The 25,569-nt window shown below is 37.6% G+C and carries 23 protein-coding genes; 19 read left to right on the top strand and 4 right to left on the bottom strand.

All coding sequences use genetic code 11. The annotated features are described in order from the left end of the window. The first annotated feature begins 38 nt into the window (after positions 1-38). From A3EE_RS0117460 to A3EE_RS0117480, 5 genes are all read left to right on the top strand, one after another. The gene (locus A3EE_RS0117460; protein WP_018344733.1) at positions 39-1,361 is read left to right on the top strand and encodes a saccharopine dehydrogenase family protein; all 1,323 of its coding nucleotides are present in this window, start codon (positions 39-41) and stop codon (positions 1,359-1,361) included. Continuing rightward, a complete protein-coding gene (locus A3EE_RS0117465; protein WP_018344734.1) occupies positions 1,358-2,779 on the top strand; it encodes a glycosyltransferase family protein in 1,422 nt (473 codons plus the stop codon). Before A3EE_RS0117460 ends, A3EE_RS0117465 begins: the two co-directional genes overlap by 4 nt. A 190-nt stretch (positions 2,780-2,969) precedes the next feature. Next, entirely contained in the window at positions 2,970-3,425 is a 456-nt protein-coding gene (gene tnpA, locus A3EE_RS0117470) for an IS200/IS605 family transposase (protein ID WP_018344735.1), read from the top strand. Positions 3,426-3,721: 296 nt separating this feature from the next. After that, positions 3,722-4,204 carry a ribonuclease HI gene (gene rnhA, locus A3EE_RS20900; RefSeq protein ID WP_018344736.1) on the top strand — a complete coding sequence of 161 codons (483 nt, stop codon included), beginning with the start codon at positions 3,722-3,724 and terminating at the stop codon, positions 4,202-4,204. Positions 4,205-4,206: 2 nt separating this feature from the next. Then, on the top strand, positions 4,207-4,929 hold the full coding sequence (locus A3EE_RS0117480; RefSeq protein ID WP_018344737.1) for a tRNA1(Val) (adenine(37)-N6)-methyltransferase: 723 nt from the start codon (positions 4,207-4,209) through the stop codon (positions 4,927-4,929). A gap of 200 nt (positions 4,930-5,129) precedes the next feature. Here A3EE_RS0117480 and A3EE_RS0117485 read toward each other — a convergent pair whose 3' ends face one another. Together A3EE_RS0117485 and aroQ are read right to left on the bottom strand one after the other, a co-directional pair. After that, on the bottom strand, positions 5,130-6,170 hold the full coding sequence (locus A3EE_RS0117485; protein ID WP_018344738.1) for an aminotransferase class V-fold PLP-dependent enzyme: 1,041 nt from the start codon (positions 6,168-6,170) through the stop codon (positions 5,130-5,132). Position 6,171: 1 nt separating this feature from the next. After that, positions 6,172-6,591: a type II 3-dehydroquinate dehydratase gene (aroQ, locus tag A3EE_RS0117490; RefSeq protein WP_018344739.1), complete on the bottom strand. Its 420-nt coding sequence runs from the start codon at positions 6,589-6,591 to the stop codon at positions 6,172-6,174. A 165-nt stretch (positions 6,592-6,756) separates the two neighbouring features. Between aroQ and xerD the strand changes: the two genes are divergently transcribed. The 5 genes from xerD to pyrF all read left to right on the top strand — a co-directional run bounded on the left by xerD (position 6,757) and on the right by pyrF (position 13,287). Next, complete coding sequence (gene xerD / locus A3EE_RS0117495) at positions 6,757-7,656, top strand: site-specific tyrosine recombinase XerD (RefSeq protein ID WP_018344740.1); 900 nt, start codon at positions 6,757-6,759, stop codon at positions 7,654-7,656. Between the two features lie 393 nt (positions 7,657-8,049). Next, positions 8,050-9,087, top strand: coding sequence for a quinone-dependent dihydroorotate dehydrogenase (locus A3EE_RS0117500; RefSeq protein WP_026209850.1), 1,038 nt, complete (start codon positions 8,050-8,052; stop codon positions 9,085-9,087). A 126-nt stretch (positions 9,088-9,213) separates the two neighbouring features. After that, a complete protein-coding gene (locus A3EE_RS0117505) occupies positions 9,214-11,772 on the top strand; it encodes an FtsK/SpoIIIE family DNA translocase (protein WP_018344742.1) in 2,559 nt (852 codons plus the stop codon). A 36-nt stretch (positions 11,773-11,808) separates the two neighbouring features. Beyond that, positions 11,809-12,453 (top strand): outer membrane lipoprotein periplasmic chaperone LolA1, encoded by a 645-nt coding sequence (lolA1, locus tag A3EE_RS0117510; protein ID WP_018344743.1) that lies wholly within the window; start codon positions 11,809-11,811, stop codon positions 12,451-12,453. Between the two features lie 9 nt (positions 12,454-12,462). Continuing rightward, entirely contained in the window at positions 12,463-13,287 is an 825-nt protein-coding gene (pyrF, locus tag A3EE_RS0117515) for an orotidine-5'-phosphate decarboxylase (protein ID WP_018344744.1), read from the top strand. Here the strand turns inward: pyrF and A3EE_RS0117520 are convergent. Beyond that, positions 13,277-14,377, bottom strand: a complete 1,101-nt coding sequence (locus A3EE_RS0117520; RefSeq protein WP_018344745.1) for an AI-2E family transporter — start codon at positions 14,375-14,377, stop codon at positions 13,277-13,279. The two genes, pyrF and A3EE_RS0117520, sit on opposite strands and share 11 nt — an antisense overlap. An 81-nt stretch (positions 14,378-14,458) precedes the next feature. Between A3EE_RS0117520 and A3EE_RS0117525 the strand changes: the two genes are divergently transcribed. Together A3EE_RS0117525 and A3EE_RS0117530 are read left to right on the top strand one after the other, a co-directional pair. Then, positions 14,459-15,754 carry a DUF2851 family protein gene (locus A3EE_RS0117525; protein ID WP_018344746.1) on the top strand — a complete coding sequence of 432 codons (1,296 nt, stop codon included), beginning with the start codon at positions 14,459-14,461 and terminating at the stop codon, positions 15,752-15,754. After that, complete coding sequence (locus A3EE_RS0117530) at positions 15,726-16,991, top strand: hypothetical protein (protein WP_157447088.1); 1,266 nt, start codon at positions 15,726-15,728, stop codon at positions 16,989-16,991. The genes A3EE_RS0117525 and A3EE_RS0117530 overlap by 29 nt, the downstream gene beginning before the upstream one ends. On the opposite strand, the gene A3EE_RS0117535 is transcribed toward A3EE_RS0117530, so the two are convergent. Next, entirely contained in the window at positions 16,946-18,016 is a 1,071-nt protein-coding gene (locus A3EE_RS0117535) for a hypothetical protein (protein ID WP_245553860.1), read from the bottom strand. The two genes, A3EE_RS0117530 and A3EE_RS0117535, sit on opposite strands and share 46 nt — an antisense overlap. Positions 18,017-18,357: 341 nt before the next feature. On the opposite strand from A3EE_RS0117535, the gene A3EE_RS0117540 reads away from it, so the two are divergent. The 7 genes from A3EE_RS0117540 to A3EE_RS0117570 all read left to right on the top strand — a co-directional run bounded on the left by A3EE_RS0117540 (position 18,358) and on the right by A3EE_RS0117570 (position 25,539). Next, a complete protein-coding gene (locus A3EE_RS0117540) occupies positions 18,358-19,002 on the top strand; it encodes an acetyltransferase (RefSeq protein WP_018344749.1) in 645 nt (214 codons plus the stop codon). Between the two features lie 205 nt (positions 19,003-19,207). Beyond that, entirely contained in the window at positions 19,208-20,149 is a 942-nt protein-coding gene (gene trhO / locus A3EE_RS0117545; protein ID WP_018344750.1) for an oxygen-dependent tRNA uridine(34) hydroxylase TrhO, read from the top strand. 260 nt (positions 20,150-20,409) lie between these two features. After that, a complete protein-coding gene (locus tag A3EE_RS20905) occupies positions 20,410-21,102 on the top strand; it encodes a lysophospholipid acyltransferase family protein (RefSeq protein WP_018344751.1) in 693 nt (230 codons plus the stop codon). Positions 21,103-21,492: 390 nt separating this feature from the next. Then, complete coding sequence (locus A3EE_RS0117555) at positions 21,493-21,903, top strand: hypothetical protein (RefSeq protein WP_018344752.1); 411 nt, start codon at positions 21,493-21,495, stop codon at positions 21,901-21,903. Positions 21,904-21,959: 56 nt separating this feature from the next. After that, on the top strand, positions 21,960-23,027 hold the full coding sequence (locus A3EE_RS0117560; RefSeq protein ID WP_018344753.1) for an RHS repeat protein: 1,068 nt from the start codon (positions 21,960-21,962) through the stop codon (positions 23,025-23,027). A 310-nt stretch (positions 23,028-23,337) separates the two neighbouring features. Next, a complete protein-coding gene (locus A3EE_RS0117565) occupies positions 23,338-23,853 on the top strand; it encodes a transposase (protein ID WP_018344754.1) in 516 nt (171 codons plus the stop codon). A 432-nt stretch (positions 23,854-24,285) separates the two neighbouring features. Then, entirely contained in the window at positions 24,286-25,539 is a 1,254-nt protein-coding gene (locus A3EE_RS0117570) for a hypothetical protein (protein ID WP_018344755.1), read from the top strand. Positions 25,540-25,569 lie beyond the last annotated feature (30 nt).

Below are 25,569 nucleotides of genomic sequence, written 5' to 3' on the forward strand. Positions count from 1 at the left end.
TGTTAGTTAAAACTTCTCACATTTTTATATCTTTAACCATGCAAACAATCTTAATCCTTGGAATCGGTCGATCAACCTATTATTTACTTCAATACCTGAATGAATATATAGCTTCGGATGATATTGCTGTTACTGCGCTGGATGCACAACAAGCATTGGTAGAAAAGCGCAGCAGGGAATTTTCAAAGATCCGTTTCATTCGATCTGAAATTAATGAAGCATCCTTATTACCGGTAATTTCAAATTCAACGATTGTTGTGTCCATGTTACCGCCTGCTTTCCATACGATGGTTGCTAAATTGTGTCTGGATGAGAATAAACATTTATTTACAGCATCCTATGTAAGTGCGGAGGTCAAGGCAATGAGCGAGCAAGCTAAGAGCCAGGGCTTGTTGTTTATGATGGAGTGTGGTCTGGATCCGGGCATTGATCATATGTCTGCCATCACGCTTATACATACATTAAAAGAACAAGGTGCTCAAATAACATCTTTTAAATCCTATACAGGAGGATTGGTACACCCATCCAATACAAATCCACCATGGAATTATAAAGTGTCCTGGAATCCACGCAATGTGGTATTAGCCGGACAAGGTGCTGCTGCGCATTATCTGGAAGATGGCATTGTAAAAATCGTTCCCTATCATAGATTGTTTACAAACCCTTCTATCTGGAAGCTTTCAGATACGAATGTATATGAAGGATATCCGAATCGGGATTCATTGAGTTACCAGAAACTCTATGCATTGGAATCTGCAGAGACCTTTGTGCGCGGCACATTGCGCTATCCGGGCTTTTGCGAAGGCTGGAATTATCTGGTGCAGCTTGGCTTAACAGATGATTCCATTATTCTGAAAGAAGATCCGTCCCGCACAGGACGAAGTTTTTTACAGCACTTTCTGTTAGAGGGGACGGAAACTATTCAAGATAAATTAAAAGAATTGTTTCAGGAGAATGCTTCAGAGGCAACTATATTTCTTGAATCCTTAGGCTTATTGTCTGACACTGAAATTGCCACCCAAGCCGCTACGGCTGCCACAATCCTTCAGTCTGTTATTGAAAAAAAATGGAAATTGGAAGCAGAAGATTGCGATCGCATTGTTATGATTCACCGCATTTCTTATGTGTTGAAAGGAGAGAAGCAGACCATTCAAAGTTCTATGATTGTAGATGGGGAAGACAGCGAACGTACTGCTATGGCCAAGACTGTGGGCCTACCATTAGCAATAAGCATTGATTTATTTTTGAATGGAAATATTTCTGAACGGGGTGTCGTGATACCTGTTGATCCTTTGCTGGCTAAAACTATTTTATCTAAGTTAGAAAGCTTAGGTGTTTGTTTTAAAGAAATGAAATTATGATAAACGATTCTATACAAAAGTGGTCTTTTGATAAAAGACTCTTATTCCAATTTTTATTTACTACGGTGCTGTTATCTATACCTGCATTGTATAATAAGTATCCGTTGTTTGTTTCGGATTCAGGAACCTATCTCGTTACGCTGTTTGATAAACGAAATGTACCTATGGATAGACCTTTTGGTTATGGATTCATCATGCGTTTTGTTTCAATGAAACTGAGCTTGTGGCCTATTATTTTATTTCAGAATTTAATTGCGACAATATTAATATGGAAGATCATTAAACGATTTTTTGAAGTCGAAAAAGTAATTTACATTCACATGGCTGTCTGTTCAATATTGCTTCTTGCAAGTTCACTTCCATGGTACTCAAATCAAATCATGCCGGATATTTTTACACCATTTATAATTTTGATTCTGTATTTATTTTTCACGTCTGTAAGTAACTATAAATGGTTTTATATGGGTATTTTATTCTTCTTTGTAATGACACATTTTAGTAATTTCCCGATCCTTATTTTTTCGACTGGTACAATTGCAGCGTTGATGTATTTCTTTAAAATAAATACATTGAAAACAACGGTTTTGAAAAGTTTAGTCGTTTGTGGTGTCGCAATCGCAGGCTTTGTGTCGATTTGTCTGCAATCATATGTAAACAATCAAGGCTTTGTTTTTTCACACTCGTCTGATGTTTTTCTTACCGGAAGACTTTCAGAGACGGGCTTGCTAAAAACATATTTGCAAGATCAATGTGCATCAGCACCATCGCCGTTATGCAGGTATACAGACAGTTTATCAAATTCAGCAGCTGATTTTATCTGGAATGATCAAAGTGCTTTGAATAAAGTTTCGCGCACACATTTTAATGGAGCGCAAGCAACAGGTGAAGAGAAATGGCACTATTTAAATAATGAAGTATGCAAGCCGGTTGTAAAAGATATTTTTACTACACCAAAATATTTAAGCCGTTTTTTATATTACGGTATTCGGGAATCGGTTATTCAGTTTTTTCAAATAAATATCGGAGCAGGTTTGTCTCAATATGGATATAATTCAGCACCATTCTGGCCAATCAGAGATCATGTAGCAGCAGAATTGCCTGCATTTCTGAGTTCTGAGCAGAATACTCGTCACCTTGATTTTGATTTATTAAATGTTATCAATTATGTTGTTTTGCTATTGTCGGTTTGTATTTTTTGGTTTGCGTGTATTCAAAATCAGTTATCGAAAGAATTAAAAGTATTTTGTTTATTTATTGTATTTAGCATTTATTGGAACGCATTTTTTACGGCAGCACTTGCCAATGTATACGATCGCTTGCAAGCCAGAGTAACATGGTTGTTCGTGTTTGCCGCAATTTTGATTGCAGTGAAAATGATTCAATTGTATCGTGAAAATAAAATATCGAATGTGTTGTAAGTATGAGTTGATATTTAGTTGAGATTTTATTTTTTATCGTATGTTAATATTGAAAAATAATGTTTGTAGTAATGACCCCAACGGGGTCAAATGTTTATAGCAAAATGATAATTTTGTAATATCGACCCCATCGGGGTCGCACCAATAGTTATATCATTTGTACAATCAGTTCAGCTAATTTTTAATCATTATGCCAAATACATTTTCACAAATTTACATTCAAGTTGTTTTTGCAGTTAAAGGCCGTGAGTGCCAAGTTCAACATTCATGGGAGGAAAAATTATATAAATATATTGCGGGTGTTGTTCAAAATCACAAACTGATTGCAATAAATGGCATGCCGGATCATATTCATTTTTTGATAGGAATGAAACCTACCTGTTGTTTATCAGATTTAATTAGAGAGATAAAAAAAGCTTCTAACGCCTATATTAAAGATAATAAATTATCGCCATATAAATTTCAATGGCAGGAAGGTTTTGGTGCATTTTCATATAGTCATTCATCTTTAGATAACGTGATTCATTATATTATGAATCAAAAACAACATCATACGAATAAGACATTTAAACAAGAGTATGAAGAATTTCTTACTAAGTTTAACATAGAATTTAAATCTGAATATCTTTTTGAATGGTATGAATAATTGTATGTTCGACCCCGCTGGGGTCGGTATCGGGTGGTGGTGATTTTTTCCTATAAACATGTGACTCCTCTGGAGTCATTTCTAATAAATATTCGTTTTAATACTTGAATGTTTGGTATTCAATTGATATCTCGTATAAACTTTACCAAATATCAGATTATGCGTAATGACTCCAGAGGAGTCACATGTTTATAGCACAATGATAGCTAAATTATTTCGACCCCATCGGTGTCGCACTACTTTGTTCTTGCAACTAAATACTAGCAACTGGCAACTAAAACTCTTACCTTCGTAGCATGATTACTTTATATACAGACGGTTCTTCACGAGGCAATCCCGGTCCGGGAGGCTTTGGTGTTGTGTTGATGTTTAAGCAGCACCGTAAAGAGATTAGTGGCGGTTTTCGCATGACTACAAACAACCGCATGGAACTGCTTGCTGTTATTACAGGTTTAGAAGCACTGAAAGATCCCGGTCATGAAGTATTGATTTATTCAGATTCTAAATATGTAATTGACTCTGTTGAAAAAGGCTGGTTGATGGGCTGGGTAAAAAAGAATTTTAAGGATAAAAAAAATGAAGACCTGTGGAGACGCTATTTATATGTTTCGAGTAAACATAAAATTCGTTTTCAATGGGTGAAAGGGCATGCGGGCAATAAAGAAAACGAACGTTGTGATGTACTTGCTACTGAAGCAGCAGATGGTCCGGGTAAGCTGATTGATTTTGGATACGAGACAGAAAATGGTTTGTTAAACAAAGATCATTTGTCGCGTTAAGTATGGCCAACTCCTGGTTCCAATTCAAACAATTTTTAGTAAAGCAGGAATCTGCTGCCATGAAAGTGTGCACCGATTCATGCGTGTTTGGAGCTACTATTCCAGTTGTTTCAAAAGTTACATCTATTTTAGATATTGGTACCGGAACCGGCCTGTTGGCATTGATGCTGGCGCAGCGCACTACGGATGAAGTATTCATTGATGCTGTTGAAATGAATGAAGAGGCAGCACAACAGGCGCAGGATAATTTTTTTAACAGTCCGTGGGACGCACGTATAAAATTACATACCTGTTCGATACAGGATTACTTTAAATTTACACCCAAGCAATACGATTTAATTATTTGCAATCCTCCATTTTTTTCTTCTTCGCTTAAAACCGGAAATACTTCTAAAGACATGGCCTTGCATCAATCACATTTGCTGATCGATGAATTGATGCAGATCATACATTTTATGTTAAAGTCTGAAGGAGATGCTTATCTGCTTATCAGTATTTATGAAGAGACGCATTTTATTAAAGCAGCTGCTGATGCAGGGCTTTATATAAAAAGGTTTCAGGAGATGTCTGATAATGAGAGTAAGTTGATCCGTTATGTGTTGCATGCACGGAAAGATGCAAAGCATTTGAATAATGTAGAAGAAAAATTTATTATTCGAAATGTTGATAATCAATATACGCAACAGTTTGTGGATGCGTTAAAAGAGTTTTATTTGAATTTGTAATGTCTGAACTTCCGCTCCTAAAGCGGGACAGGCGCTGATTAACCTGATTAGATGATTTTTATGATGGGTTTAAAATGTCATCAGATATAAATTTGAAATGCAGCTAAAGCTATAAAAAGTCACAAATAGCGCTACGATAAGTTAGCGAAAGAAATCATTGTAATCATTTACATCAGATTAATCAGTGGTTCAGACAATTGTCAAATCGCTAACAACAGCTCCTTGAAATCTTCATCCGTATGTGCAGGAAAGTTTGCAATGCGTATGGTATTTTCTTTCCAGATGCCGTATCCGCTGCCGATAATAATACCTTGTTCTTTTAAGGATTTTTTTATTTGCTTGATATAGTCTTCATCACCTTTCAATGTTAGCACTGTAGGGGACTGTACCTCTTTTTCAATGATCAAAGGGTTTAAGGATGCATGCGCTGAAAAATGATTGTATAAATAATCCATTCGTTCTTTTAATTGTAAAAACTGAATGCTGTTTATTTCTTTTAATCGTTCAGATAATAAATAGATGCCTAAAATATTAGGTGTATGTGTTGTCTGAAAAGTAGAACCATTTTCTACAATACGTTTTAATGAATTGTACTGGATGTCTTTGCTTCTGTGTTCAATGGTATGTTGCGCTTGAGGCGATAAAATAAGTACACCTAATCCGGATGGCAAACCAAAACATTTTTGTACAGATGCAAACCAGATATCGGCATGTTCCCATTTAACAGCTATGCCCGCTAATGCTGAAGTCGCATCCACAGCAATTAAGCTATCCGCAAATGTTTCACGGATATCTGACTGAATATGGTGCGATAAAAATGTTCCGTTAGAAGTTTCTGCAAGTGTTGTACAAACGATTTCTGCAGAAATAGAATCATCAATAGTCTGTACATTAAGTTCTGAATGAATATCAAAAACAACAGATTCATGTTCAATAGACAATTGCTTCGAAACCTCCATCCATTTTTTTCCAAACGATCCATTATAAATATGTAAAAAGGAACGATTGGGAAATGATTGTGCAAGGATCGTCCAGCACTCTGTTGCAGATGAAGTAAAATATACGCGATAACCTTTAGGCAGGTCATAATATGTTTCAAATCTTTCCTGTACCTGCTTGTACAGCTCCATGAATTCAATGCTTCTGTGATTCATGCTGAGTATACCGGACGCAATGGCTTCCTGCACATGTATATTTGCGTGTGCGTGCAATTTGGATGGACCGGGATAGAAATTTAACATATTATTTACTTAGCAAATGATGAACAGCTAATGCGTAACTTTTCATACCGAAACCTGTAATGATTCCTGCACAGTTTTTTGCCATCAGACTTTTGTGTCTGTATTCTTCGCGGGCATATACATTTGAAATATGAACTTCAATAACGGGTGTTTTAATTCCCGCTACTGCATCAGCAATTGCAATAGAGGTATGCGTGTATGCACCGGCATTAAATACAATGCCATCGTAGTCAAAACCAACTTCGTGCAGCTTGTTTACCAGTTCACCTTCAACATTCGACTGAAAATACGTGAATGTTACAGATGGATGAAGTTGTTTCAATTCATTAAAAATGTCTTCAGCAGATGCTGAGCCATAGATACCCGGTTCGCGTTTGCCAAGCAGGTTCAGATTAGGACCGTTGAGAATGAGTATTTTCATAAAGTAAATATAAGTTATAAGTTTTATGTTTTAAGTTCTAAGAGTGTATCTATTTAACTTTTTATGAAAAATAGTTTTGGGTGTATTAAAACCATTGAAATTATAATCAAATTTTATTTGTGGCGTTTTCTTAAAACTTAAAACTTAAAACGTATAACTTACACCATGAATTGGAAGATCCTGATACGGCAGTTTAGAGATTATTTAAAAATTGAACGCTCTTTGTCGGGTAATTCAGTCGAAGCGTACGAGCACGATATTGTAAAGTTTATGCAATATCTGGAATTGACAGAACCTTCAATCGGGCCTATGCAGGTAAAGGGAAAGCATATTCAGCAATTTTTAGAATACATTACCGAACTGGGTATGTCCGCTTATTCGCAGGCTCGTATTTTATCCGGTATAAAATCGTTCTTCCGTTTTTTACTCATGGAAGAAATCCGTGATGAAGATCCATCGTCGTTGATTGATAGTCCAAAACTAGGACGCAAGCTTCCGGATACCCTTTCGTTTCCTGAAATCGAACAGTTGTTGCAGGCTATTGATCAATCAAAACCGGAAGGCGTCCGCAACAGAGCGATGCTTGAAACCCTTTACAGTTGTGGCTTACGTGTTACAGAGCTGGTAGAATTGAAAATTTCGAATTTGTTTTTCGAAGATGGATTTATAAAAGTTCTTGGGAAAGGGAATAAAGAACGTTTGGTGCCAATCGGCAGAGAAGCCAGAAAATTTATTACGATTTACAAAAACGAAATACGCTGTCATCTGGACATTGTAAAAGGTGCCGAAAATTATGTTTTTTTAAATCGAAGAGGAAATAAATTGACCCGCGTGATGGTCTTTACGATCATTAAAGATCTGGTCACGAAAATAGGTTTAAATAAAACCGTCAGTCCGCACACTTTTCGCCATTCCTTCGCGACACATTTAATTGAAGGCGGTGCAGATTTACGGGCCGTTCAGGATATGCTTGGTCACGAATCCATTACAACTACAGAAATATATACCCATCTGGATCGGGATTATTTAAAGCAGATCATTAAGGATTTCCATCCGAGATCGTAGGATTGATGTTTTCTAGGGGCGATGCCCCTAGTTCGAATATTTCAGGCTTACAGCCTAAGTATCTCATGTGAACCGATAAGCCTGAAAGGCTTAGATAGCATAGCTTGGGGCATCGCCCCAAGTAAAATAGATTTCTCCCACGAGTTTTTCCACAATCAAGTCAAGCCCTTTTCTGGCGCGAGTCTTAGCGAAGCGGGACTCGTGTCTAGCATTTTTGCAGTCTTTGACTGCTTTATAATTAAGTAGTCAAAGACTACTAAAATGAAGGGCACCAGTCTGAAGACTGGCGTCAGGTTAGGCTACCCCAACGAGTTTTTCCACAATCAAGTCAAACCTTTCTTTCACATCCAGTCTTTGCGTATTTTTGCAGTAGAAAATTAAACGCATACGATCTTGTATAAACTCCTAATAAAACCAATTTTGTTCTGTTTCACCCCGGAAACAGCACATCATATAACGTTTGCATTCATTAAGTTCCTATTTAAAATCCCTGGTGTAAGCAGTGTTTTCAGACTGATCTATTCTGTTGAAGATAAGCGTTTGGAACGTACGGTTTTTGGAATCACATTTCCCAACCCGGTTGGTTTGGCAGCAGGGTTTGATAAAGATGCGAAGATTGTAGATGAGTTTTCAGTACTGGGCTTTGGCTTTATTGAAATCGGTACGGTTACACCTGTCCCACAGGCAGGAAATGATAAGCCAAGATTATTCCGTTTGCCTCAGGACGAAGCTGTCATAAACCGAATGGGCTTCAATAATGGCGGGATGAAAGAGATTGCGGCACGTTTGCGCAAAAGAAAATCGAAGGTATTGATCGGTGGAAACATTGGTAAAAATAAGATCACACCAAACGAAGAAGCATTGAACGATTACATCAAAGCGTTTAATGAATTATTTGATTGTGTAGATTATTTTGTTGTGAATGTAAGCTCTCCAAATACACCCGGACTTAGAGCTTTGCAGGAAAAAGAACCGCTGAAGAAGATCCTGAACAGTCTGCAGGAGGTGAATAATCAAAAAGCAGTTCCCAAACCTATTTTATTGAAAATTGCTCCGGATCTGACCAATGAGCAATTAGATGATATTGTTGAAATCATTACCGAAACGAAACTTGCGGGTATCATTGCTACCAATACAACCATATCCAGAGATGGGTTGGTAACTGAGAAAGAAAACGTGGAAGCGATCGGAATGGGAGGCTTAAGCGGCAGACCATTAGCCGTAAGGTCTACAGAAGTTATTCGCTATCTGGTAAAAAAATCGAATGGAACCATTCCGGTTATTGGCGTGGGTGGAATACATTCACCTCAGGATGCTTTAGATAAGCTGGATGCAGGAGCTTCCCTGATCCAATTGTATTCAGGGTTTATTTATGAAGGACCGGCTTTGGTAGGAGCAATTAATAAAGCGATTTTGAAGAAAAGTTTCTAGTTGCCAGGTACTAGTTTCTAGACGTTGAAAATTGCAAATAATGAGAATTCTTTTGTCTAGTAACTAGAAGCTAGAAACTGGTAACTAACATATATTTTGGTTAACTTTAGGCGTTACTAAGTACATATGGCTGAGAATACGTATAGGGCTGAAAATACGCCTGTTCAGAAAAAAAATAATAAGACAAATACTGCTTCAAAGGCTGACAAAAAGGAACCGGAAGTTGAAGAAGAAAAAGCTCCCAAAGGCCCTTCTGCAATCATGACTTTCTTGAGAGACCGTCGATTACATTTGGTAGTCGGTATGTTCATTATGCTTTTTTCATTTGCATTGCTGATTGCATTCACTTCATTTTTATTTAGCGGAAGAAACGATCAAAGCATTGTCGAGTCTATTTGGGATACAAGCGTACAGGAATCGGGACGGGAAGTAGATAATTTATTAGGTATTATTGGCGCAGTTTTATCGTACTTTTTTATTTATAAATGGTTTGGTCTTGCTTCGTATTTGTTCCTTCCGATATTCTTCCTGGTCGGTTTCAGAATTATTTATTTAAGCTCTCCGATCCATTTAGGAACCTTGATTAAAACCAATTTTTATTTTCTATTATGGATCAGTACTGCCTTTGGATACATTGTATTGTCTGTAGATGGAGATAAGTTTCTTGCTTTTCTAAGTGGAGGAATCGGATTTGACATTGCCTTATACCTGGATAATTTAATTGGTTGGGGAACGCCGTTTTTATTGCTGTTCATGCTACTGGCGTTCGGTATCTATTTCTTTAACATAACTAAGATTCATTTATTCGCTCCGCAGCCGGTTACAGATCTGCAAGCAGAAGTGCCGGGAGATATTGAAGATACAGAAGAAGAGCTTGAAGAAGAGGAAGAGTTAGAAGAAGACGAAGAAGAGGAAATTGAAGAGTCAGAGGAAGAGTTAGAAGAGGAAGAAGAACTGGAGGAAGAAGAAGAGTTAGAAGACGAAGAAGAATGGGTAATTGAACGTAAAGAACCTGTTGCAACGAAAGGTACTTCTGAACTGCAGATTGAAGAACCGGTTGTTGAACCATTGGTGGAAATGCCGGAATCAATTGCAGAAGGTGAATTGGATCTTGTTGTCGAAAAACCGAAGGAAGAAGATACCCTTGAGAATGTAGGCAATCTTGAAACATTCAATTACGATCCTACTTTAGATCTGTCTTCATATAAATACCCAACGTTTGATTTGTTGAATGAATACGATTCAAGCAAAGCGATTCAGGTAACAAAAGAAGAATTAAGTGCAAACAAAGATCGTATTGTAGAAACCTTATCGCATTACAATATTGGTATTGCCAGCATCAAAGCAACCATCGGGCCTACTGTTACCTTGTATGAGATCGTTCCGGAAGTTGGTATCCGTATTTCTAAAATTAAAAACTTAGAAGATGATATTGCCTTGAGTTTGTCTGCTCTTGGTATCCGTATCATTGCGCCGATACCAGGCAAGGGTACGATTGGTATTGAAGTTCCGAATAAAAATAAAGAAATGGTTTCGATGCGTTCTGTATTGTCTACAGAAAAGTTTATGAAATCAGATAAAGAATTGCCGGTTGTATTTGGTAAGACTGTTTCGAACGAAGTGTTTGTAGTAGATCTGGCAGAACTTCCGCACTTGCTTATTGCAGGTGCTACCGGACAAGGTAAGTCTGTTGGTTTGAATGTGCTTCTTGCATCGTTGCTTTATAAGAAACACCCGTCTCAATTAAAATTGGTATTGGTTGATCCGAAGAAAGTTGAATTAACCTTATTCAATAAAATTGAAAGACATTTCTTAGCGAAGCTTCCGGATGGTGGTGATGCCATTATTACCGATACGAAGAAGGTTATACATACGTTGAATTCGTTGTGTGTGGAAATGGATCTGCGCTATGATCTGTTGAAAGATGCGCAGGTACGTAATATCCGCGAATACAATAAGAAATTTGTTGAACGCAAATTGAATCCGAATAATGGTCACCGCTTCCTGCCATACATTGTACTTGTAATAGATGAGTTAGCAGATTTAATGATGACTGCAGGTAAAGAAGTGGAAACACCGATTGCCCGTTTGGCACAGCTTGCACGAGCAATTGGTATACATTTGGTTGTTGCTACACAACGTCCGTCTGTAAACGTTATCACAGGTACTATTAAAGCCAATTTCCCTGCACGTTTGTCCTTCAAAGTATCTTCTAAAATAGATTCAAGAACAATTCTGGATGCAGGTGGTGCAGATCAATTGATCGGTAAAGGGGATATGTTATTTGCCCATGGCGATATGGTCCGTTTGCAATGTGCGTTTTTAGATACGGCCGAAGTAGAACGAATTTGCGAATTTATTGGTTCTCAGAGGGGTTACAGTATGGCATACAAATTGCCTGAGTACGTCGACGATGAAGCCGGACAAGAGAAAGGTGACTTCAATTTCTCTGAAAAAGATCCATTGTTTGAAGAAGCTGCTAAAATACTTGTAATGCATCAGCAGGGAAGTACTTCGCTTCTTCAACGTAAATTGAAATTGGGATACAACCGTGCGGGCCGCCTGATCGATCAGCTGGAAGCAGCCGGTATTGTAGGACAGTTTGAAGGAAGCAAAGCCCGGGAAGTCCTTATAAAAGATGAGTATTCGTTAGAAGCTCATTTGAAAGGATTGGATCAACGTTAAGAAAAAATTATTACAATCGAATATTTATTAAAAATTATGAAAAAGAACATTCTAATTTTATTAACTACATTTTTTATTGCGTTGCTGGCATTTGGACAATATGATCCCAAGGCATTGACAATTCTGGATGAAATGAGTAATAAATTTAAAACGTATTCTTCGTTTAAAGCATCTTTTACATTTACACTGAAGAATACCTCTGCAAGCATCAATGAAGTTTCTGAAGGCGAATTGCTGGTGCGCGGATCGAAGTATCGCATTAAGCTTCCTAAAATGGAAATTATCAATAACGGTACTACCGTTTGGAATTACATGAAGGAAGCAAACGAAGTGAACATCTCTACCTACGATCCTGCAGATGACGACATCTCTCCGAATAAGATCTATACAATGTATAAGAAAGGATACAAGTATACATACGTTGGCGATAAAGTGGAAGGCAGTAAAACGTATCAGATCGTTGAGCTTGTACCGGAAGACAGAAAAAACAGATTTTTCAAAGTACGTCTTGAGATCAATAAGCTTGATAAGTCTATCAAGAATTGGAAATTATTTGAGAAGAATGGTAATATCTATGAATACTCCATTAAAACATTTACTCCAAATACCATAGCAGATGATACACCTTTTACATTTGATAAATCAAAGTATCCGGGTGTTGAAGTAATTGATTTACGATAAGGAATAACAATGAATAAGGCTGAATTAGTAGCAAGCATTAAGCGTAAGAAGTCGTATTTGTGTGTTGGATTAGATACAGATCCTGCAAAAATTCCTTCTCATTTATTGAAAGCAAAAGATCCCATCTTTGAATTCAATAAATACATCATCGATGCTACGATTGATTATGCAGTAGCATACAAACCAAACTTAGCCTTTTACGAATCACTAGGTAAGGCTGGTTGGGAATCATTAGAAAAAACATTGGAATGGATTCCGAAAGATGTCTTTACGATTGCAGATGCAAAACGTGGTGATATCGGTAATACAGCTACCATGTATGCAAAAGCTTTTTTCGAACAGCTTTCGTTTGATTCAGTAACAGTTGCTCCATATATGGGTGAAGATTCTGTTACACCTTTTCTTGCATTCAAAGATAAGTGGGCAATTGTGTTGGCGCTTACCTCAAATGCAGGTAGCAAAGATTTTCAGCAGCTTGAACTGAAGGATTCTGCAGAGCCTTTATACAAAGAGGTATTGAAGAAGTGTGCATCCTGGGGATCGTCTGAAAACTTAATGTTTGTAGTAGGTGCAACGAAGGCATCTTACTTTAAAGAAATACGTCAGATTGTTCCGGAACATTTTTTATTGGTACCGGGTGTAGGAGCACAAGGAGGCAATTTACAGGAAGTATCGGAGTTTGGTTTGAACAGTTCTTGCGGACTGCTGGTAAATTCTTCACGAAACATTTTGTATGCCGGTGCAGATGAAAGCTTTGCAACAGCTGCTAAAGCTGAAGCGCATAAGATGCAACAAGAGATGAAAACATATTTAGAAGATTACCTTAACTGGTAATCTTCGTTTTTAATTTTTTAAAGAATTTTGTAAAGAAATTCTCTTCTTTACTCTCATCATCACTTAGCAAAATACTCAGCGGCTTTAACGGTTCAATGTGATCGCATAATATTTTAAAAATGCCTAATAGCGGAATGAATAAAATCATGCCCGCTACGCCCCAGATCAGTCCGCCGATGATAACAATGAAAATTGTTGCAAGCGAATTCAACCGTACATAACCTCCCACAACATTTGGTGTAGTAATGTTGTTGTCGATAAATTGGTTGATCATAAAAATGGCAAGCACACCCACCGGATACCACAGCGAATCTTTATAGATTAATGCCATGATGATTGGCAAACCTGCACCAATAAAGGATCCTATGTATGGAATAATATTTAGAAAACCTGCAAGCAGTCCTAAAAATATACCATGCTCAATACCTAAAATGGATAATCCAATCGCATTCATAACACCAATAATAGATAAGGCGATGCATAAACCGGTTATGTAATGCATCACCAATGACTGTACCTTATGAATAACAGTCTGTGCTTTTTCATGTTCAGATTCATCAATCAGTGATAAAATAAACAGCTTAATCTTGCCTCTGTAAAGTTGTAAAAAGAAGGTATAGATCATTACCAGCGTAAGGCCAAAAACAAAATTTCCAACACCAACTAAAAGCGTTGCTCCTTTTTGAAATCCGGATTTTAGCAATTGTTCGGATTCTTTATCAAACCAGGCTTCCTGCTCTTTTTCATCCATACCGGTGTATTGATTAACTGTAGCCTGCAGTGTATGAGCTTTTGTTTTGATCTTGCTTTCAATTAAGTCAGAGTCTGAAATAATATTTGAAATCTGTGTTGAAATGAAATAACTCACGCCGCAGATTACAATAAAGAAAAGAATCAGGGATAAAATGATTGAAAATACTTCGTTGTGAATGAATTTTTGAATCTTTTTTGATATGGGCAGCAATAATAGGGAGAGCAGTCCTGCAAAGAAAACCGGAACCAAAAATGGCTGTGCATAGATGAGACCGATTACGATTAGAAAAATAAATACTAATAAAACGGTAATTCGTAATAATAAAGAGTCTTTCATAACAAAAGTTGTTTTATGAATATACAAATTTAATGTAACATTGTACAGGGGATTTTTTAAATATTCATTTTTAATAAAGCTATGGTTAACGAAGAACTTTTATGGGTACTTTGGCAGAATCTGTTATTTTCTGTCGAACATTTAAAAACAACATCCGGAGAAACAATTATTATTAAGCGCACCGGAACATTGAATACACATGCTGGTCCGGATTTCAGTCTTGCCTTGCTAAGCATTAATGGAATAGAATGGTGCGGCGATATTGAAATTCATACCAAAGCATCTGATTGGAACAGACATCATCATTCAACAGATGCAGCATACGAATCCGTAATCCTTCATGTGGTATACGATGCGGATGTAGAAATAACACGTGCAGATGGTACGCTTATTCCTGTATTGGAATTAAAGCATCGGATTGAAGCATCTCATTTGAATACGTATCGGTATCTGATGGAAAGTCAGGCTGTGATTCCCTGTGCACAGGCGTTCCCTTTCATTAAACCCATTGTTATTGAACAGATGAAACAACGCGTGTTGGTTGAACGACTGGAACGTAAAACCGATACATTGTTTCTGCAACTCAAAGATCAGCCGGATTGGAAGAATGTTGCAGCGAAACTTATTTTTAAATCCTTTGGTACGGGACTGAATGATTTTCTCTTTGAGCGTATGGCACAGCAGATTGATTTCAATAAGCTGGATCGATTGAGTTATGCACCTAAGTCGATTGAAGCATTATTTTTCGGATTGGCAGGCATGCTGGAAGAAACGTTTGAAGAAGCATATGTCAATGCATTGAAAAAAGAATTTGATCACTTAAAACGTACGTTATCGGTTGATTCGGTTGTGCAATTTTCTGAGTGGAAATTTCTTCGTACGCGTCCCGGAAATTTCCCGACAGTGCGACTCGCTCAGCTTGCAGGTCTGTTCTCCGATCCGGAATGGTTTCATCGTTTTGCAGCTGTATGTGATGTTAAATCTGCAAAGCAGTTGCTGCAAATACAACTGCCGGAATATTGGAATACACATTATCGTTTCGATCAGCAAACACATGTTTCAGCAAAGCACATCGGTACTAATTTTACTAACACATTTCTGATCAATGCATGTATCCCGTATTTAGTTTTGCAGGCCCGTTATATGAAAAGCGAAGAAACCTGGGATCAGGTATTTCAATTTATTGATTTATTGAAAGCAGAAGACAATGTGATTACCCGCAAGTGGGTGGATCTTGGAATGAAAATGACATCCGGATTTGATAGTCAAAGTGCGTTGGAATTATATAAGATGTATTGTACTCATAAAAAATGTTTATCTTGTAGTATTGGCTATTCCATTTTACGAAATGCAACAAGTACTGCTGCTGTTATGTAGTCTGTTTTTAGGTCTCGTTTGTTATTATTCTGTGATGCGTATGCAGCCTGATCTGCGTAAGCCTTATGCAGTATTGCTTTTGTATCGTTTTTTGTTTTTCGTTCTTCAATCGGTTTTCTTTTATTCACTTTATAATAATCAATTGGATCCGTTTTTTTATCACGATACATTGGTGAAGTTATTTGATTGTTTCGCAAAGAATCCCTTTGATCTTATTTTGTTTTTAAAAGGAGAATATCAAACCATGCACATTGCTGCAGAATTGAAAACATATTTTGCAGCGGAAGTACGGGCAACCTTTTTTATAAAAGTATTAATACCTTTCTTCGCCTTTGCTGCAAATAATTATTATTTATTGGGTGCTTGGCTAACACTCTTCGGCTCGATGTGTTTGGTTTCCTTTCTCTCTCTATTCAAGCGCAGTTCAAGTTTAGTAATATGGCTGCTTATATTGGTTATTCCGTCGTTTACGTTCTGGACGGTTGGTGTATTGAAAGAGGCCTTTGTACTTCCCGTTCTCTTTTTGTTGATCTATTTTTTGAATAAAATAATAGACAGTAAAGGGAAAGATCTTTTTTCGATCACATTATTTATTGTATGCTGCTGTTTGTGCTGGTATGTGAAATATTATCTGGTTGCGATCTTTTTATTGGGAACGCTTATGTATTTTATAAACAGTAAAATTTCCTATTCTTTTAATGCCGTTCTTTTTTCAATACTTGTTATGGCAATGGTTATTGTAGGCTTGGGTTTTCTGCACCCTGCCTTGCAATGGAACGTATTCCCGGAAGTTATTTATATCAGCAATCATCTTACCTGCACAAAATATGTAGATGCTTACGCATGCATTCCGTTCGATCTGGATAGGACATGGACTTCTATTATACTGAATTATCCGAAGGCTTTGTTGTATGCATTTTTCAGTCCGTTTCCCTGGCAGATTCATAACCTCTCATCTTTATGTGCAGCATTGGAAAGTTACGTGTTTATAGCGCTGTTGTTTTATTTGATCTATCGATGGGTAACTAAAAAAATAATTGTTTCAAATGCAGAACTATTTGGGCTGCTTATTATTTTATTGGCAGGAGGTTTGTTGATTATGGCATCTCCCAACATAGGTAGTTTCAGTAGATACCGGATTTTTTATTTACCCATATATGCATACATCGTTTTGAAACACTCGGGTGTTATTTATAACGCTGCATTTTTACGTTTTAAAAATTGGATCGAAAAATAAATTCCCAAACCCGACCAGATAAAAATCATTGGGAGGAGCGGAGCCAGAAAGCGCCCGTCCCAATCTGCATAGGTAACCATAACCAATACAGAATTTATTCCGCAGTAAAGCAACGTGATCCGGGTTAATTCAGTGAATAGTTGCCTGTACTGAATGAATCCGATAATCGCTGCACTATAGGTCGTAAGCAGGTATATGCCTATGAAGATATTGTGTGGAAGACTGTAGTAGGCGCGTACATCCGACCAGAGCGCTATGAAACGACCAACAAAAAGCTGCATGCTTTTCACCGGATTTGAAGAAATCAGATCAATTATTTTTGTAATGCTTCCGCCGGAAGAATTATTTTCTATGTGTGTTTTATGCGGCGATGTCCAATGGTCGTAACCGCAAATAACTTCTCCTTTATTAAATGAGTCTAATAAAAATTGATAAAAGGTATCTGTGAAAGAATTAACGATCAGCAGTGCCACTGCAATTCCTATCATAAAAAAAACAGGAAACGTTTTTTTTTGTTGGATCAATTGAATGGCATGGCCGCCAATGCAAGTGATAAATAAAATTCCTCCGTTAGGCCTTACAGTTGCTGCAAGTATGGAAATTAAAATTAGTACAAACCATTTGTGCGATAATTTTTCAATGGAGAAAGCCCAGACAAATAATAATAGCAAACTGATAAAGATCGATTCTGTGAGCAGACAGGTGTTCCATTGCTGAATGGGCATGTAGCATAGAATCAATAAAGTTGAATAAAATGAAGCCTGTTCGTTTTTAATCAATTTACTTAATCCCTTATAAAACAAAACTGTAGAAATGAGAGAAAGCAGATATTGAAAAATAATGCTTGGGTAAATGGAATGAAAGATGCTTTTGCAAATAAAAAGTATTGCAATATATCCGCAGTACCATAGCCGGTAGCTGGGTTCAAATTCACCGTTGATCCATGCAGTTGCTTCGGATTCAAATCGTGTTGTATCGATTGCGTATTTAATTCCTAATAGATATAACAAGAGTCCGTTTATCATGAACCAGCAAGATAGAAGAATGAATAGGTTTTTATTGATACGCATGTATGCAAATGTATGTGTTTTAATGTTGTTATTGCAAGACCTCTACTTAAGCTCGTTGGTTATTAATCCCGTAGGGATGAAATATCTGTAGTAAAATGTATTTTACACAATACTACGCACGGAGCTCCGTGAGGAGCGACAAACAATACAATATATCGTCCCGATGGGACTCGTACAATTTGTAATAGATAGATTTCTTTGCTACAGATATTTCATCCCTACGGGATTAAAACAAGACAATAAATCTATTCCGTCTTTTTGATAAAAATGATGTATTTTTGTACAAATATTGAAATATGGAAAAGAAAGATGCAGTAATTATTTTCGGTGCTTCTTCATTAGGAAAAGCAGCTTTGGAAATTTTTGAAAGCAATGGCATGGTAGCGTACGGCTTCCTGGATGACACAAAAGCATTACACGGTACACAGATAAATGATGTTACGGTATTAGGCTCAACAGACGAAGATGCCTATTTGAAACTGATTGGAACTAGCTGCGATGCATTCATTGCAAGCGACGAGCCTAAGCTGCGTGAAGGTTTAACGAAGATGCTTCATGAACGCAGACAAACGCAGGCTGTAAATGCGATTCATTCAACCGCTTCTGTTTCTCATTCTGCTTCTATCGGTCACGGTAATTTTATTAATGGAGCTGTTGTAATTGGTGCAAATGCAGAAGTGGGCAGCCACTGTTTGATACACACAGGCGCGATCATTGATTTTGAAGCCGTAGTTGAAGATTTCGTTCAGATTGGTGCGGGTGCTATTATTAACGCAGGTGCGAAGATCGAAAAAGGTGCATTTATCGGCACCGGTGCTGTGATTATCGGAGGTATTGTCATTGGTAAAAATGCCCGTGTAGGTGCAGGTTCTGTAGTAATTGCCCCGGTGAAAGATAAAGAAACGGTGTTCGGTAATCCGGCACAACCGATGAAAGCTTAATTATAAATTATGAGTTATGAATTATGAATAAAGTGAATTCATAATTTTATATAGTAAAAGAACAGTTAAATGTAAGTTTGACTGTTCTTTTTTTGCCCATTTTGGACTGAATCACTGTATCTACCCATAATTTATCATTCATAATTCATAATTTATAATTAATTTTGCAGTAACACTTAGATTGAAACTAAGCAACGTTATTATTATGAAAGATTATCAGATACTCTTGTATTACTGCTATACCCACATAGCAGATCCTGATGCTTATCGGGAAGAACACCACCTTAAATGTCTTGAACTTGGTTTGCTTGGCCGTATCATTATTGCGAGCGAAGGCTTGAACGGTACAGTTTCCGGTACGGAAGAAGGCTGCCGTCAATACATGGAATATGTGAAAGCAGATCCGCGTTTTGAAGCGCTGGAATTTAAGATCGAAGCACACGAAGGGCATGCATTCCAGAAATTATATGTGCGTGTAAAACCTGAAATTGTTCACTCTTCTCTGAAGCATGTGGACCCTACAAAACGTACGGGGAAACATTTAGAGCCGGCAGAGTTTAAAGCCATGAAAGACCGCGATGATGTGGTTGTGCTGGACGTGCGTTCTAATTATGAACATCAGGTAGGGCGTTTTAAAAATGCCGTTACAATTGATATGGAAAATTTCCGGGATTTTCCGGAGAAAATAAAAGAACTGGATCACCTGAAAGGCAAGAAAGTATTGACGTATTGCACAGGCGGAATCAAATGTGAGAAGGCAAGCGCGTTCTTGATAGAACAAGGTTTTGAAGATGTATACCAATTGCATGGAGGTATCATTAAATATGGTATTGAGCAAGGCGGCGAAGATTTTGAAGGCAAGTGTTACGTGTTCGACGGTCGTGTAATTGCAGACGTGAACAAAGTGAATCCAAGCATCATTTCGAAATGCTATGTATGCGGAACGTTAAGCGATCGTATGGTGAATTGTGCAAATCCGGTATGTAACCGTCACGAACCGATGTGTGAAGCCTGTGGTGATAAAATGCAGGGTGCGTGTTCAGAAGAATGTAAATGTCATCCCGAGAAGCGTCCGTATGATGGTACCGGTGCGTATCCAAAAGAGCTGAACGGGTACGATCCTTATCTGCATGTTAAACGCAGTTAAATTCCAAAGAACAAATTCCAAACGGAACAGGATATCAAAAAGAGTTGTGCTAACTAGTACGACTCTTTTTTGTTTTATAGATTATTCAATGATCTTGAAGTCACAATTTGTGAACCCAAGCGTTACAAAGATTCGATGTATAATTTCTTAACACGAACTTTCTTTTCATACCACTATTTTTAAGAAGTTTTTATCGATATTTGTCTCATTAATCGAAGTCCAATCGTATTAACATCTGCTGTTAATATAAATTCTGTCGCATGAGTTCCATACGCTTAGCAGGAATGATCATATGGTCTATTCTGTGCATTACCTCTTCTATACTTGTTCGCTTTCTTACCTTTTCTACACATCTGGGTGTTGCTATGGCGCGTACGATGTGGGCACCTGTAATCTTATGGTTAGCTGGTATTAAGTTAACGGTGAAAGGACTTGAAAATATTCCTACAGATAAGCAATCGTATATTGTGGTTGCCAATCATCAATCCGTGATTGATATTCCCATTTTGTTTTACACCCTTCCGTTCAATGTATATTTTGTAGCGAAAAAAGAAATAGCAAAAGTTCCTTTTATCGGCTGGTACATGTATGCAATGGGTATGATCTTTATCGACCGCGGCAGTCGTGATAAAGCCATGCAGAGTATGATCAACGCAGGTTCATTAATTCGGAATGGCAAAAGCGTAATGACCTTCCCGGAAGGTACACGTTCATTAGATGAAAAGATGGGTGTGTTTAAGGCGGGTACGTTTGTAATGGCTGAAAAAGCTGGTGTACCTATACTTCCTGTTAAGATCACTGGTGCAGGCAAGATCTGGCCAAGCGGAAGCTTTACCATCAAGGGCGGACCTGTTACGGTGTCGTTTGGTGAGCCGATCTCAACTGCAGGTTTGAATGATCAGACACGGGCTGCGTTTATTGAAGAGGTGAAGGGCAGAGTAGAGGCATTGTAAGAGGCATAAGGCTGGTTGTTTCCTAGCCACTGCTCAACCCGTTGTTGTACCAACGGCCAACAACCCACAAAATTTTTTAGGAGATGGTCAATAGAGGCTGTTGTTGGTGTTTCTGCCTGAGTAAATGATATGATAGAGGTAGCGCGTTTGCGCAGACCACCAACAACTATGGGCAGATTAACTTTTGAGAGCAGCAGGTTGTTGGTAGCCCGCGTTGTTTTTAGTTCATTAAATAAACACCAGAGCTGGCGGGAATACCAACAACAGCGAAGGAGAAAAATCAATGTTTATAGTTAGAGAATTCTTTAGGCACAAGAGCAGTGAAATTTGCTTTTGCTATCCGAATCAGATACATTTAGTTCACAACAAAACAGCAGCAATGCTACTTTTATGAAAGTATTCTTCGCCTTTGCACTTAGCGCCGGTATTCTTACAAGCTTTGTAAACTATAATTCATCGTCCTTTCCGGATATTTACGTTAAGGCTATTGCCGTTAAAGACACTGTTGCAGTTGGAGAAACCTACAAAGCCAAATTGTTTATCGTAAATGGAAAAGAATTGGGTGGCACTACACCACCTGTAATGTATTACATGTACGACTGTTGCTATAATATTTTTGCTGATGGCAAGAAAGCAATCGTAAAAAACGATACCGCTTATGTAGAGTTTATCGTACCGGATTATAAATCGAAAAAGAAATTAAGTATAGAGCACTGGGGCGCAAGAGTTACTCAACAAACAAAGAATGGAAGCGATACAACCTTTTTAATGAATTTCGCTTATGCTGCAATCAGGAAATAAAAACATGTAGCAAGCAATAACTATTTTATAATACAAAAATTAATTAATCAATCTTTATGTCAAACCGATTTATATTGAAATTGTTTTTTTGTCTGATTTCTTTTTTAAGTATACATCTTGTTCACGCAGGTAAAAAAGAAAATACGTTAAAACTGATCAATACTATAACTGAATTACCTATACTGAAGTGGGGTGATGAAAGTGAATTCATACACGGATTTTATATTCCTATCCGGGAATATTCCGAAGTAGGAAATATTTCTGTCGTTGAATTGCGTACACCGCAGCGCGAGATCATGTATCGTTGTGAAGTAACAAGCAATGAAGATGCTATGCCTGTAGAAATACTTGTTTATACTTCTGTTAAGACAAGCAATTATACAGGTGTAGATAACGGAACCTATGAAGTGAAACCCTGCATGCGCATTAAAATATCGTATGAGGTCACCGGTAAAATGAAAACCATTTCGTATAAAAATATTGTATGGGGTGAAGATGCTACGGCTGAAGAAATTGCTTTGGACTATTTGCCAAACGGAATGATCTGGCGTGTGTATCATACAAAGTCCAGCGATTATGGTCCTGTATTTGAGGCATACTATGCCAATGGACATGCAGATAGTATTACCATTGGTGTACTGGGAATAGCAGGGAAGGTGGTTCCTTTTGCTATCCGAAGATCTGTATATGATGCAAAATGGAATGTCATCAGACATACGTTGCGTTATGTAGATGATACCTATTTTGAAACAGACCTGATTCTATATGCAGCAGATGGTAAAGTACAGGAATGGTATAAAAGAAAATATGCTACGGAAGGTTCTACCAAAGAAGTATCCGGATATGTATTTACGTATGAAAATTCAAAAGTAATTAAAGCGAATTATTACTTTGATTATGTTTCTGATCAAACAGGAAAGCTTGAAGATGTTAAAAATCTGGGGCGTTTAAAGAAAGAATTCTATTATACGTATTCAGCGAACGGCAATTTACTCAGTTACAAAGATGCTCTTATAACCGATTGTGTGATTGCAGACAGAACAACAACCTATACGCTGGATGCGAAGGGGATGGTACTGAAGCAAACGACGGTTGATAAGACGAAGTATAAGTGTAAGTACTAATTTGCTATGTTTATTAAATGCAGTCAGAGATTGCCGAATGATGGACACCAGTCAACGCTTCGCTAAGAATGCGCCAGGTGAATGGTTGGGTAGAGGCTGTTGTTGGTGTTTCTGCCTGAGTAAATGATATGGTAGAGGTAGCGCGTTTGCGCAGACCACCAACAACCATAAGTATGTAACTATTAACGAGCAGTGGTTGTTGGTAACCCGCGTTGTTTCCAGTTCATTAAATAAACACCAGAGCTGGCGGGAATACCAACAACAGCATCATTAGATACATTTTTAACAATAATTTTTTGTTTGAATAGGTATGGAAAAAATAATTTATCATCCCGAATTTGTTACTGCAACTATAGTAAATTGGTATCCACTGTTGAAGCAGCGTTCATACAAAAAGATAATTTTAGAAAGTCTTCAATATTTAGTGAAGAAAAATAAGATTATCGTATATGCTTATTGTATTATGGATAATCATATTCATCTAATATGGCAGATTAAAGGTGAACAGTTGCAGTCAGATGTTCGTCGAGATTTTTTTAAATTTACTGCAAAAAAGATAAAAGAGGATTTAGAAAAATACAATCCTGAAGTGCTATCTTATTTTAAATCGACTCAAGCAGACAGGGAATATCATTTTTGGGAACGAAATCCTGAGTGTAAGGAATTGTTTACGGATGATTTTTTTGAACAGAAATTCAACTATATTCACAATAATCCAGTTGACGCAGATATATGTGAATTGGAAGAACATTATGAATATTCTAGTGCGAAATTTTATTTGACAGGAGAAGATAAGTTGGGCTTACTAACGCATTATCGGCGCTAATGGCTGTTGTTGGTGTTTCTGCGTGAACAAATGATATGATAGAAGTAGCGCGTTTGCGCAGACCACCAACAACATAAGTATGTAACTATTAACGAGCAGTGGGTTGTTGGTAGCCCGCGTTGTTCTCAGCTCATTAAATAAACACCAGAGCTGGCGGGAATACCAACAACAGCGCAAGATAAGTTGGGCTTACTAACGCATTATCAGAGCTGATGGCTGTTGTTGGTGTTTCTGCCTGAGCAAATGATATGATAGAGGTAGCGCGTTTGCGCAGACCACCAACAACATAAGTATGTAACTATTAACGAGCAGTGGGTTGTTGGTAGCCCGCGTTGTTCTCAGCTCATTAAATAAACACCAGAGCTGGCGGGAATACCAACAACAGCGAAAAATCTCCGAAACAACAACATTGATGTAAACGTATTAAAATTCATGCGATATCTTTTAATCTCTATTCTTTCAATCTTAACAATTCTTATTCTGTGGATCAACATTGGTTTGCATACACCCGATGATACAAGGGCAGAACAAAAGGAGGATATATTGAAGCAATTGCATTTTTTAGAATCCGAATTAAAAGAGAATAATTTGGGTGAACGCATGCAGCAGATTTTTCCCGAAGGATATGTTTTTATTCATGCGCTTTATGGATTGAGCTGGTGTGAACTTGCATTGGCAGATTCATCACAAAATAAAACGATAAAAGATAAAGCGATCAAAGAAGCCTTGTATGCATTTGATCAGATTGATTCTGAAAAGGGACGTTCTACTTTTCAGATAGAACTTATTCCTGAAAATGGTATTTTTTATTGCGGATGGAAAAATTATCTGTTGTCTAAAATCCTGCAGGTAGATACCACATTCAAAGGACATAAATTCTATGAAGTTCAATTTAAACAGCAGAGTAAAGAGATTGCAGAAGCTATCAAGTTAAGTAAGACACCATATTTAGAATCGTATAGTGGACATGCATGGCCGGCAGATATGTTTGTAGCGATGGCCTCTTTGAGTAATTACGAGAAAGTATATACTCCAGCATTTCAATCCGATATACAATCCTGGTTGGTTAAGGTGAAAGGAAAATTAGATCCGGTAACACATCTTATTCCGCATAAAGTATATCCTGAAACAGGCGCTCTCATTGAAGGACCGAGAGGCAGTTCTCTGGGCCTGAGTTTACGTTTCCTGGCGGAGATTGATCCTGCATTTGGAAAAGAGCAATTTGCGTTGGACCGCATGCATTTTATTACCACCAAATTCGGACTGCCTGCAGTGCGCGAGTATCCGAAAGGCAATTATAATTTAGGTGATGTAGATTCCGGTCCGGTTATTTTTGGTGTAGGTTTTTCTGCTACCATTGTGATGATCGGTACCATGTCTATGTACGATCACGCTACTTTAGCAAACCAGCAATACACAACGATTCATGCCTTTGGTTTTGAAACAGGAAATGATGAAGAGAAAAAATATTTATTCGGAACACTGCCGATGGGTGATGCATTCATTGCCTGGGGTAGAGCAACAGATCTGCATTACAGTTTATACCAGCCGTATATTTCTTCAAAGAACTGGCGACTGCAGTTTCATTTGATTTCTTTAGCGGTGCTGGTGGTTTTGTGGATACCGGTGTATTGGAGGAGTATAAAAAAGATATTTACGAAGTCGCAGTCAAAGACTGCCCAATAATAGACGCCAGTGGTACAATAATGAAACTTT

Origin of the sequence: Cytophaga aurantiaca DSM 3654, from assembly GCF_000379725.1 — a bacterium.
Classification (GTDB): Bacteria; Bacteroidota; Bacteroidia; order Cytophagales; family Cytophagaceae; genus Cytophaga; species Cytophaga aurantiaca.